The organism is Mucilaginibacter panaciglaebae (assembly GCF_039539265.1).
Lineage (GTDB): Bacteria > Bacteroidota > Bacteroidia > Sphingobacteriales > Sphingobacteriaceae > Mucilaginibacter > Mucilaginibacter panaciglaebae.
Window position 1 is genome coordinate 385,297 of sequence record NZ_BAABCV010000001.1, and the last position, 10,871, is coordinate 396,167.

Below are 10,871 nucleotides of genomic sequence, written 5' to 3' on the forward strand. Positions count from 1 at the left end.
TTTTAAATTGTATTTATGGCACCGGATCGTGCCCGTGCCCGCCCCAGGGGTTACAGCTGGCAATGCGTTTCAAAGTTAGCCATCCGCCTTTAAAAGCACCGTATTTTTTTATAGCCTCAACACCATATTGCGAGCAAGTTGGTGTATAGCGACATGAAGCTCCCGTTAATGGTGAGATAAAATATTGATATATCCGTATCAGTAAAACAAAAAAAGCACCTATAAGCGCTTTTAATATGCGTACAAGTGCATTCATTTTGTCATCTCTGTATTAAGCTGGGTTAACAGCTTGAGCATCTTTTTTTCGATAAACTCATAAGATGCAATTTCTTTACCTATATAACCTATTGATAACACTATTTGCTTTTCGGCTGCAGTAAGCGAAGCATACAGCGACAATTGTTTATTTAAACGGTATCCTTCACGCATACGGCGTTTAATCAGGTTACGATCGACAGCGCGCTTAAACCGCTTTTTAGATACTGAAAATAATATTTGAGCAGGGAATTTCTGCGGTTGCGATACAACCAGCCAGGAGGCTTTAAAGGGGTAACATAAAAAAGAAGAACCATTATGAAAAAGCTCATCAATAAGCTTTTTATTACATAACCGTTCTTCTTTTGTAAAGGTGTACATGATTACTAATTATGAACCGTAATTTAAAACAGGTTCAAACCCTCTAAATACCAGAGAGCAAGTAACCAGATATTATGCTTTGTGGCGACCTTCGCTTGATACAGTTAATCTTTTTCTGCCTTTAGCTCTTCTTGCAGCTAATATTCTTCTACCGTTAGCAGATGACATGCGCTCACGGAAACCGTGTTTATTTCTTCTTTTTCTTTGAGAAGGCTGGAACGTTCTTTTCATGATTCTTTATTCTATTTGTTTTTAAAAAACAAGAGCGCAAATGTAGCGTAATTTTTTAGTTTTTCAAATACACGACTTAAAAAAAAATTACCGGTACTGCGTTGATAAGTTTGAGTTGCTTTTTATATCAGTTTAAATCAGCTCCCGGTAAGTGATCGAAAATATTTCAGAATCCTTACTTAAAAGTCATGTTTGGTGATCCAAATTGATCCACATTATTTTACAGCTCACTGTATATCAGAATTTACAAAAAAAGTGATTCACGCTGATCCGCATTTACGTGGATCATTAACATACCAATGTCCCGTTATTTTTTTGCCAGCAAGTCACGTATCTCTGTAAGCAGCATCTCTTCTTTTGTAGGTGGAGCAGGTGGTGGCGGTACGTCAGCTTCTTTCTTTTTAGTAACGTTAATGGCTTTAACTATCAGAAATAAAGCAATGGCCACAATCACAAAAGAAATGATTTGAGACAAAAAGTTGCCGTATTTTATAGCTGTGCCCGGTATTACCAGTTCAGCCAAGTTTGTTAAATGAGCTGCTTTAAGCGCCGGGGTAAGTATAGCCGGGGTGATAATGTCATCAACCATAGAGCTTACTATCTTACTAAAGGCGGCACCAATTACAACAGCAACTGCCAGGTCAACAACATTGCCACGCATGGCAAACTCCTTAAATTCTTTTACAATAGCCATAGTTTACAAGTTACACTGATAAAGTTATTATAAAATTATCGTCTTGCCCAAACAAATGTTGCGTTTAGGCATTTACAGATAAACGCTATCATAACAATCAAGTTTTAAAAATTTGGGTAATTGATGTAGATTTGCCCTGTCTGATTTATGCTAAAACAAAATCTCCAACAAAAGCTACTACAAAAGCTATCGCCACAGCAGATACAGTTTATTAAGCTGTTGCAGGTGCCTACGGTATCGTTGGACACCCGTATCAAGGAGGAATTGGAAGAGAACCCGGCGCTTGAGGATTTAAGCTTAACCAATCTTAACGAGCCCGAAGAACAATACCCCGACCGCGACCCTGACGAGGACAATTTTAATAATGACGAAGAACGCGGCGAAGCAGATGAATTTAACATTGACGATTATCTGCAGGAAGATAATGTAAATGAATACGGATCGCGCTATGACCAGAATGGGGAGGACGACGACGACCGTAAAGAAATACCTTTTGCCGTGCAAAGCTCTTTTTTCGAGATGTTGCAATCGCAACTGGATATGATACCTATGCCTGACAAAGACTTCAAGATAGCTAACCAGATTATAGGCAGCTTAGATGACGACGGTTATCTGCGCCGCCCTATAACCTCACTTACAGATGACCTGGCCTTCTCGCAAAACGTGATGGCCGAAGATGAGGAAGTTGAGGAGATGCTGAAGTTGATACAGAGCTTTGACCCGCCCGGTATTGGTGCACGCAGCCTACAGGAGTGCCTGTTGATCCAACTTCGTCGTAAGGACATCAATGATCCGATAGTAGCTAAGGCAATTCTGGTTGTTGAGCATTACCTGGACGAGTTTACCCGCAAGCATTACGACAAGCTTGAAAAATCACTGAACATGACCTCGGTTGAATTGCGCGGAGTAATAAACGAGATACTAAAACTAAACCCAAAACCAGGCGACTCGAACGAGGTAAACACCAAGCAAATGCAGGTTATTCCTGATTTTCATATCAAGAATAGTGATGGCGTATTGATATTGACATTAAACTCCAGGAACGCTCCTGAACTGCGCGTAAGCCGCTCGTACCAGGAAATGTTTCAGCATTATGATAAAGCATCTCAAAAGGATAAAAAGTTAAAAGAGGCGGTACAATTCGTAAAGCAAAAACTGGATTCGGCTAAATGGTTTATCGATGCTATTAAACAGCGTCAGCAAACTTTACTCAAAACCATGAATGCCATCATGCATTACCAGTATGATTTCTTTTTAACCGGCGATGATAAAAACCTAAAACCGATGATATTGAAAGATATTGCCGACAAGATAGGCATGGATATTTCAACGGTATCGCGCGTTGCTAATTCCAAATATGTTCAGACCGAACATGGTACGTATCTTTTAAAATCATTCTTTTCTGAGGCTATCCAAACCGAAAGCGGCGAAGAAGTATCAAACAAAGAGGTTAAAAAGATACTGGAAGAGCACATTGGCAAAGAAGACAAACGCCACCCGCTGGCTGACGAAAAACTTACCGAAATACTCAAAGAAGCCGGCTACAACATAGCCCGTCGAACCGTAGCCAAATACCGCGAGCAGATGAATATCCCGGTTGCAAGGCTAAGAAAGGAACTTTAGTTCTTAAAATCAGACACTCAGGATATTAAAAAACAAAGCCCTGTAGCATAATACTACAGGGCTTAATATTAATACAAAAACTTGATCCTTCGCCCCGATTAAACGCGCTGTTAGAATCCGTGTTGCGGACAAGTAACCTTATACCTGTTATTCAACAGTAAGCCAATTACAATTTCATGCGTACCGTTGCTTACGGTATTTAATGAAGAGGTGGTAATATCGTATGAATAGCCTACGTTTATAAATGAACTCAGGTTAAAGCCTGCCAGTATACCAAACGAGTCATTGTGACGGTATGAACCACCCAGCCAGAATTTATCCTGGAATGAAGCCTTCAAATTCAAATCATAAGTTAACGGTACAGGTTGAATTTCTTTAACCAGTATTGATGGCAACAGCGTAACATCATCCGAGGCATACAATTTGGTACCGGCCGTAAAGAAAAAATGCGGCACCGTTTTACTTACATCAACTGCCGTAGTCGAGGTACTGAAATATAAATTTTGTTTAAGCAACTGCTGTACCGATATACCAACGTAAAAATCGGCAGAATATAGCCATGTGCCAATACTTAGATCGGGCTTCCACTGGCTGTTGTTACCGTTGGAAATAGCAGGGTCAAGCGGCGTAGCCAGTGTAATTTCAGAAGTATTTAAAAGGATATGATTCATACCCGCAGAAACCCCTACCGACAAATTTAAACGTGGCGCCAAACCCAAATGATAAGCATACGCGGCGGCGACGTTGGTTTGCGTGATTGGACCGGCTTTATCGGATACCAGGGTAAAGCCTATACCGTGATGCGGTGGCGATGCCTGATAATATTGTGTATACAACCGGCTTGAAGGGTTAACATCTCCCCCACCCGGAAATCCGGCTGCATCGCCTTGCGTAAAATCTGTGCCTAATGGCGCGTTGATAGACAAAAAGCCCGTCTGAGGTGCACCGTTTAATCCGGTCCACTGGCTGCGGTAACCCAACTTGGCATCAGTATAATTTTCAATACCTGCCACTGCAGGGTTTAATAAAAAGTTATTGAAAACGTATTGAGTATATTGAGGCAACTGCTGAGCGGAAGCTGCTTTAATAATGACAGCAAAACAAACCAATAAAAGTATATTTCTCTTCATAGAAATCGACGCCTCAAATTAATACTTGCCCACAATTTACCCCATGTAATTAGTTGCACAAAAAATAATAACTGATTATAGGGTTATTTAAAATCAAATTAATTACCGAATATAACTCTTCTTGTTTAATCTACTCCAATACGGCATAAATTATTTAAAGTTTCGATTTATTCCTATTTGGAATATTATCTGATGATATTAATTGACCCGGTTAATGGTTTTGTGCCTGATTTTAATTTGATGATATAATAATACGTTCCTATCGGCACCTGTTGTCCCTTAAAGGTACCATTCCACGGCGATGGATAGCCGTTAGTGTAATATACCTGTTGCCCATATCTGTTCAATACCTCAACCGTGCAGCCGGCATACAAGCTTAAGTTTTTGATATCCCAGGTATCATTGATGCCATCACCGTTGGGTGTGAAAGCATTGGGTGTGCTGATCGCCCCGGTGACTATTTCCAGTATACCCGGCACATAAGCAATTGCATAATTTTTTGCGATGGCACCGGCAACGTTGATTGGGTATTTACCAACAGGCGACGAAACTACGGCCGTAGTTGTTACAGTTGGAGGCGTAGTGAGCAGCGATGGACCATCGCCATTTACAAAGCCTGTGTAAGTTACGGTGAATGTTGGTAAGGGGTCGCCAAAAAATTTAGTTTTATTATCAGCTGTAATATTTAGCTGGGTGGTTAAAACGGCACCTTCAACCGGCACGTTTACAGGCTCTGCACCCGGGCTGCTCAATTGGATATTGCCATGATAGGTATCTACAGGTGTAGTAGCCTTAAGTCTGACAAAAACCTCCGTTTGAGCTACGTCGCCCTCGGTTCCCACCATAAGGGTATCTTTAAATATAATATCGTCTTTACTGATCTCGAACCCCGCCGGCGCTGTTGCTATAATAGGGCCTTTAAGATTATTGCCTCCAACATTGACCACCTGTCCGGTAGATGCAATACCGTAATGCGTGGACAATGCAGCAATACTACCAGGCGCATTAATATTTGGCGACGGATTAACCGTAATACTGTAAGTGATAGGTACGGTACTGCATCCAATACCCGCTGTTACGAAGTTGCCGATAGAAATAGCCGCGCCTTGATTAGTTGGTATTGGCGGCCCCAATTGATCAGTACTTGTGTCAATCACTTCAAGTTCGTTTGGATTTTGGCCCACAACGAATACTTGTTTCCCATTTGGGCTAACCGAAATACCTTCTGATGAACTGGGAATAATTAAATTCTTTATCACCGTATTGGAAGCGGTATTAACAACAGTTACGTCTCTGGAAATGGCGTTGCTTACATATAATTTATCGCCGGCAGGAGTGATTGCCAAAGCAAAAGGTGCAGTACCAACAGTAACGGTTTGCGCCCCTCCTGTAGCAACATCTATAACACATATATAGTTAGCTGTATTATTGGTGACATAAACCTTACTACCATCCGGACTCACCATTACCGCCGTAGGATAAGTGGACTGCACCGGAATTTTTTTTAACACCTGGTTAGTTGCGGCATCAATAACATACAGCTGGGCTGTAGTGCTTCCTACATATAGCCGGCTGCCGTCTACGCTTATAGCTATACCCAGCGGCCCCGTTACGGTAATATCAGGTATGCTTGTATTATCCGTCAAATCCACTACTGATACTGTATTGCTGCTCTCATTAGCCACATAGGCACGTTTGCCATCAGGGTTTACAACGATTGCCTTCGCATTTTTTCCAACGGTATAATTGCCAACAATAGTATTACTTGCAGCATCAATTACAGATACTACACCAGGCTTGGCATGGCCGGTTTCGTTTTTTGAGTTAACCACATAAACCCTCCTGCCGTCAGGGCTTACCGCTACACCAAAAGGCTGGCTATCTACCGGAATATTAGTTACTACGTCATGGGTAGATGTGTTAATGACGGTAACATTGTTTGATAAAGAATTGGCTACATAAGCAAAACCTTCAGACAAAGGCGTTATGCTGATATGTGCAGTAATTGGTTTGTTTGTATTATTAACCGCTGTAAATGGCTGAACATTACCGGTACCATTTGATAGGGGGAAGCCAATCTGTGCATTGTCTGTTACCGTCCATTTGTAAGAACAGCCTCCTCCGGGCAGGGTTATAAGCTTTGTTTGTTCTCCGTTTTCTACAGTTTGATTACTCTGAGCCTTCAACACAGTTAAATTAAAAAGCATAAAAAAGCCGGTCACAAAAAGCAGGGCATTTGTGAGTTTGATTGAAGCGATTTTTTCTGCGGCGTTCAAATTCTGTAAAAAGCTTATAAAGTTACCATTGTCTTTATTAAAGCAAAAGTTTAAACCGTTATAAAGAATTATCTTATAATGGTTAAATACCCACTGGTGGGTTTACGGCCACTATTGGGGCTGATAATGTAATAATAGGTACCTACGGGTAAATTGGCGCCGTTTGATCTTCCGTCCCATGGCGTTCCATAACCGTTCGAATAATATACGCGCCCACCATACCGGCTAAGTATTTCGACGGTGGCATTAGGATAATCGTTAAGATACTTAATCTCCCAGGTATCATTTATACCATCACCATTTGGTGTGAAAGCATTTGGAATAAGCGGCATTTTTAAAACCTTAACGAAGGTTTCTGTTGAAGTTGGACACCCTGTACCCGATGTAACGGTTAGGGTATATTTTGTATCGGCAGATAGCGTTGCCACCGGATCTGGTATATTATCGGCACTCAGTCCTGTGGATGGCGTCCATTTATAAGTAAGATTACCCCCGCCGGCAATACCTGCAATAGCCCGTAAGGTAATCTGGTTACCTTCAAGAACGGCAAAATGTTGCTGTAAAGAAATCGTTGGTGCAGGGCTAACTTTAAGCACAAAAGTAGCGACATAAGTACATCCTGTTGCCGATGCGGTAAAAAGATAATTAATGGTAAAAATACCGGCACCCGCTTTCTGCGGATCTATTAATCCATCTGTTGAGATACCTGGCCCGGTAAATGCGCCGACACCTGTGTATGAGCCTTTATCTTCAACTATCTGCAGTGGTAAATCGCTGTAACACATTGTAACTGTATCAGGTTTTGTGTTGCTTGTTTTGATTAAGTTATTGTTAGCCGATAAACTGACAACCGGATTGGCATTAATTACAACTTCTTTATAAATGGTGTTTACACAGGTCTGACCTGAGTAAACATCCATCCGTACATTATAGGTTTGTGTTGGCGGAGTATTGAAAGTATACCGGTGCAAGTATTTTTTATTGCTGTGGATAGCGCTGCCGATATAAGTCTCATATATTTCCGGATGTCTGTCGTAATCAAAATACCAAACTATCCTGGTAATGTTGTAGGCGTCAATAGTCGACTTATCATCAAACACAATATCCTCGCCACTGCAATTATTTTCAACGGCAAAATCAGCTTTAGGATTCGAGCCGTTTACAGTAAACGACTTCTGTAAGGTAGTTGAGCAGCCATATTTTGAGGTAACCGTCAGTTTAACTGTATACAACCCAACTGTGGTGTAAGCATGCCGTGGATTTTTCAAGGCCGATTGGTTGTTTGCAGAGGTCGATCTGGAATCTCCAAAATCCCATAAATAGTTAAAATCAGCCTCAGTATTATCGCTGATTGTACTGTTATCTGTAAAGCCTGCAAATCCATCGGCTAGGCAAACATCCGGCACGGTAAAATCAACCACCGGCAGTGGATGTACTGTTAATACCTGGGTTAAGGTGTCACTGGTACATCCTGCATCGGTGGTAACGTATAGTTTAACATTATAATCGCCGGCATTGGTATATTTGTGCGTTTGATTTTTGCCGGTTGTTGCGTTAACTATCGTGCTATCACCAAAATCCCATGTCCATTTAGTAATGGTTCCTTCTGTCGCTCTCGAGGTATTACTAAAAGTAACAAGTTGGCCGGAGCAATCAGGCGTCGGGATATTGAAAGCTGCCACAGGTCTGGCGATAATATGTACTGTCTTAGGAGCCGAAATATTAGTACAACCATTATTATCAATTTCGGTCAGGTGTACATTGTAATGCCCTGCCGCGGCATATTTGTGAAGAGGATTTTGTAAAGCAGAGGTAGTGTTATCACCAAAATCCCATAGCCAGCTTGTTATGCTTTCGCCGGTAGTAAGAACAGTGTTATCCTTAAATGCGGTCGAATCGCCCAGGCAGTCCTCATCCGGCGCTATAAAGCTGACAGGCGGGGGGTCGGATATTGAGAAGTCGTTTTGAATATCCTGATTTGATCCGCACACATCAGCCACCGGATTAAAAACCGTTGCTATAATAGTATGATTACCGGCTATAAAATTAACCGGAGCATTGTACTCATATAAATAAAGCTGTTTGTTATCCTTAACGGTGATTGATTTTACCACCGGATTATTATCGCTATAAACAGTAGCACCGTCTATTTTCCAATTTATATTTGTTGTTTGGAAAGGGATGGTAACCTGGGCTTTATAGGTTATATTGCTACAACCTGTCGTAGTTTGCGTAACGGTTGGGTTGTTAGCATCGGCAATAGTTACATGCTCATTTAAATCTGCCAAGTTTGTGCCTGCCGCATAGCCATAAGATTCGGTACTGCCAAACCCGTATACAATAGCGTTAAAAGGTACCGCAGCGTCCAGCGTATGTGTACCGGCGGTAACCGAACCTGCCCCATTATTATCAGTTTGAGGGCCTGAACTTACCGAAATCTGTGCATACGAATAGCTGGAGTTAGGTATAGGTATAAAGCTTGAGGCGTAGGAAATTCCGTCGACCTTAAAAGTTGAAACAGCGGAACTTGGCATAACAACATTAACATAACTTTGCAGTATGCGATAATAGCCTGTAGCATACAAGGTAACATGCGTCAGCCCCTGTTCAACAGGGCTGAGATAAATCATTTCGGGGTCGCCGACATCGCCGGTGCCAACGGTACAATCCAACTGTTGGTTTTGTGAAGGCGAATACTGCACAACCTGTATGGGCTTATCTGCCGAAATAATATTTTCCCGTGTCGACTCAAACTGATAATATAACCCATTAGTAAAATTTGCCGGATCAATAGTTTTACCATTTAAAGTAACAGTAGTATTCGGATCGCTCAATATAATCCTGAAAACATCATAAGGTCTTGAACGTAGCGGCGCAGCCACATAATTTTTACCCCAGGTAGAAGTGGGATATACTTGTTGGAATAAATTGTCAGAGCTAAAGTTCCGGCCGTTATTAACACAGCCAATGCCCATACGTGTGCTGCCAGAAAAAACAGCTATTTTTTTACAGCTGCCTGCATTATTGCTGATGGACTGTATTTGGGTGCCGGTAAGGTCTGTTTCTGCCAGGCCCTGATATACCTCGCCTTTATTTAAAGTGATATTAAATGTTGTATTTGCCAGGTGCCCATCAAGTAAATTTGAGGGCGGGGTTACGGCTACGGTTGTATTATCTTCGGTAGCAATTATTGCAAAAGACGAATATGCCGGTGCAGTAGAAGGCGCATTCGATAGCTGTGTGTAGTTAAGCGACATGTACTCTTTACCCATAGCGCTGACCGGCAATAGTAAAGTAGCTCCTGACACGTTGAAGGCATAAATATGCGCATAAACAGCTATAGGCTTTGCTGACGTTATATGGATACCACCGTTAGGAAATGTACCTGCATGTTCCAAAAAAGCGCTTGTGGGTATATCAACAAAGGTAACCTGGTTGGCGGTGACTGTGAAATTTTGAAGCAATGAGCCCCCAATTTCTACGCTGCCGGTAGTTGATATATCTGATGTGATATACAACACCATCATAGCACCCGTATTAGGATTGTCAACGCCGGCATTATGCGACATGAAAGCTGTCCAGAACTCTGTGCCTTTATTACTTTGCGCGTTGCCACTAACACTTATTAGGAGTAACAGGGGGATTACTACGCTATAAAATGCCTTCTTCACTTAAAATAATTTACACGCTAACGTTTATTTACCCGAATTGGTATGTAATATACGCAGGTTTTGCTAAATCAGTTGCCATCTCAGGCGCGTGGTTTACCAAACGCGTCAAGTTCGGCATAAGCAGCGTTTAGTTTACGGGCCAGCTCTTTATTTTCTTTACGCAGATTATAAATTTCCAGGGCGTTTTCAATGTACATTTTTAACTCATCATTTTGCCATGGCTTTACCAGGTATTTGTAAACCTGCCCTCTATTGATAGCGTCCATAACCGCATTGATATCAGAAAACCCGGTTAATAAAATACGAATGGTGTCGGGATATACCGGCAATATAGATTCTAAAAATTCAATACCCGTCATACCGGGCATACGCTGGTCAGTTATGATAACACCTATTTCCTGCGTGTCCAGTATTTTGCGCCCCTCCTTAGCAGAGCTTGCTGTAAATATTTCAAAATCGCGTCTGAAAGCGGCTTTAAAACTATTCAAATTATTAACTTCGTCGTCAATGTAAAGTACACCTATTGCCATAATAAAATTTATCGGTTATCAGATTGTCTTAGTAATTAGTTTTAAAAAATGCGCAAAATCTCAATTTTCTGTGCATTTTT

At 41.5% G+C, this 10,871-nt stretch carries 9 protein-coding genes; 1 reads left to right on the forward strand and 8 read right to left on the reverse strand.

Features of this window, described 5'->3' with window-relative positions; genetic code table 11:
• Positions 1 to 13: 13 nt before the first annotated feature.
• The 4 genes from yidD to mscL all read right to left on the reverse strand — a co-directional run bounded on the left by yidD (position 14) and on the right by mscL (position 1,561).
• Positions 14 to 256 carry a membrane protein insertion efficiency factor YidD gene (yidD, locus tag ABD772_RS01805; protein ID WP_345100706.1) on the reverse strand — a complete coding sequence of 81 codons (243 nt, stop codon included), beginning with the start codon at positions 254 to 256 and terminating at the stop codon, positions 14 to 16.
• Positions 253 to 636, reverse strand: a complete 384-nt coding sequence (gene rnpA, locus ABD772_RS01810) for a ribonuclease P protein component (RefSeq protein WP_345100708.1) — start codon at positions 634 to 636, stop codon at positions 253 to 255. The genes yidD and rnpA overlap by 4 nt, the downstream gene beginning before the upstream one ends.
• A 72-nt stretch (positions 637 to 708) precedes the next feature.
• A complete protein-coding gene (gene rpmH / locus ABD772_RS01815; RefSeq protein WP_345100709.1) occupies positions 709 to 867 on the reverse strand; it encodes a 50S ribosomal protein L34 in 159 nt (52 codons plus the stop codon).
• A 307-nt stretch (positions 868 to 1,174) separates the two neighbouring features.
• Entirely contained in the window at positions 1,175 to 1,561 is a 387-nt protein-coding gene (gene mscL, locus ABD772_RS01820; RefSeq protein ID WP_345100710.1) for a large-conductance mechanosensitive channel protein MscL, read from the reverse strand.
• A gap of 147 nt (positions 1,562 to 1,708) precedes the next feature.
• Here mscL and rpoN point away from each other — a divergent pair, with 147 nt between their 5' ends.
• A complete protein-coding gene (gene rpoN, locus ABD772_RS01825) occupies positions 1,709 to 3,184 on the forward strand; it encodes an RNA polymerase factor sigma-54 (RefSeq protein ID WP_345100711.1) in 1,476 nt (491 codons plus the stop codon).
• Positions 3,185 to 3,294: 110 nt separating this feature from the next.
• Here the strand turns inward: rpoN and ABD772_RS01830 are convergent, their stop codons facing one another.
• From ABD772_RS01830 to ABD772_RS01845, 4 genes are all read right to left on the reverse strand, one after another.
• Positions 3,295 to 4,314 carry a PorP/SprF family type IX secretion system membrane protein gene (locus tag ABD772_RS01830; RefSeq protein WP_345100712.1) on the reverse strand — a complete coding sequence of 340 codons (1,020 nt, stop codon included), beginning with the start codon at positions 4,312 to 4,314 and terminating at the stop codon, positions 3,295 to 3,297.
• 185 nt (positions 4,315 to 4,499) lie between these two features.
• Positions 4,500 to 6,500 (reverse strand): T9SS type B sorting domain-containing protein, encoded by a 2,001-nt coding sequence (locus tag ABD772_RS01835; RefSeq protein WP_345100713.1) that lies wholly within the window; start codon positions 6,498 to 6,500, stop codon positions 4,500 to 4,502.
• A 158-nt stretch (positions 6,501 to 6,658) separates the two neighbouring features.
• Positions 6,659 to 10,261, reverse strand: coding sequence for a PKD domain-containing protein (locus ABD772_RS01840; protein WP_345100714.1), 3,603 nt, complete (start codon positions 10,259 to 10,261; stop codon positions 6,659 to 6,661).
• Positions 10,262 to 10,341: 80 nt separating this feature from the next.
• Positions 10,342 to 10,791 carry a response regulator gene (locus ABD772_RS01845; RefSeq protein ID WP_345100715.1) on the reverse strand — a complete coding sequence of 150 codons (450 nt, stop codon included), beginning with the start codon at positions 10,789 to 10,791 and terminating at the stop codon, positions 10,342 to 10,344.
• Between the last annotated feature and the right edge of the window lie 80 nt (positions 10,792 to 10,871).

Bases quoted from the DNA above. Each gene is read 5' to 3' on its own strand.
- rpmH (WP_345100709.1), bottom strand. From the start codon at position 867: ATGAAAAGAACGTTCCAGCCTTCTCAAAGAAAAAGAAGAAATAAACAC.
- mscL (WP_345100710.1), bottom strand. From the start codon at position 1,561: ATGGCTATTGTAAAAGAATTTAAGGAGTTTGCCATGCGTGGCAATGTT.
- yidD (WP_345100706.1), bottom strand. From the start codon at position 256: ATGAATGCACTTGTACGCATATTAAAAGCGCTTATAGGTGCTTTTTTT.
- rnpA (WP_345100708.1), bottom strand. From the start codon at position 636: ATGTACACCTTTACAAAAGAAGAACGGTTATGTAATAAAAAGCTTATT.
- ABD772_RS01830 (WP_345100712.1), bottom strand. From the start codon at position 4,314: ATGAAGAGAAATATACTTTTATTGGTTTGTTTTGCTGTCATTATTAAA.
- ABD772_RS01845 (WP_345100715.1), bottom strand. From the start codon at position 10,791: ATGGCAATAGGTGTACTTTACATTGACGACGAAGTTAATAATTTGAAT.
- rpoN (WP_345100711.1), top strand. From the start codon at position 1,709: ATGCTAAAACAAAATCTCCAACAAAAGCTACTACAAAAGCTATCGCCA.